This window comes from Paraburkholderia sp. BCC1885 (genome assembly GCF_900996235.1).
Classification (GTDB): Bacteria; Pseudomonadota; Gammaproteobacteria; order Burkholderiales; family Burkholderiaceae; genus Paraburkholderia.
Map to the genome: position 1 here is coordinate 1 of NZ_CAAJGM010000046.1, position 614 is coordinate 614.

The 614-nt window shown below is 71.7% G+C and carries 1 protein-coding gene; it reads left to right on the forward strand.

Annotation, left to right across the window (positions count from 1 at the left end):
• Window positions 1–143: 143 nt before the first annotated feature.
• A partial coding sequence (locus FQ755_RS04225) for a LysR family transcriptional regulator (protein WP_144151240.1) occupies window positions 144–614 on the forward strand: 471 nt, incomplete at its 3' end.

Sequence of the window (614 nt, forward strand, 5' to 3'; positions counted from 1 at the left end):
GGCCTACGGGCTCGACCGGGCGAACCTGTCCTGAGCGGCCTTGCCGGCTCGGGCGGGCGGCCCGGTGAAAAAACGCGAAGCGCTGTCACAACATGCGCGCGCTGGACGTCTTGTGGTGATCCGCAACCCTGTTCGAGCCAGCCATGTCCCTGTTTCCCGATCATCGCGCCGCCGCCCGCCCGGGCGGCGACGACGTTTTCGCCGCCAGCTTCGCCACCAGCTACACGGGCGTGATCGCCTTCCTCGCGGTGGCGGCCGAAGGGAGTTTCGCGAAGGCCGGCGAGCGGCTCGGCATCGGCCGCTCGGCGGTCAGCCGCAACGTGCAGAAGCTCGAGGCCCAGCTCGACGCGCGCCTGCTGTTGCGCACCACGCGCTGCACCCAGCTCACGCGCGAGGGGCAGTTGTTCTACGAGCATTGCCGCCCTGGCATCGAGCAGATCGCGCAGGCGCTCGACGAGATGCGCGAGCTGCGCAGCGGGCCGCCGCGCGGCGCCTTGCGAATTCGCGCGGCCAGCGGCTTCGGCCGGCGCGTGGTGGCGCCGCTGCTGCGCGGCTTTCGCGAGCGCTATCCCGAGATCGCGCTCGACCTGCTGCTGCACGACGGGCCGCCCGAT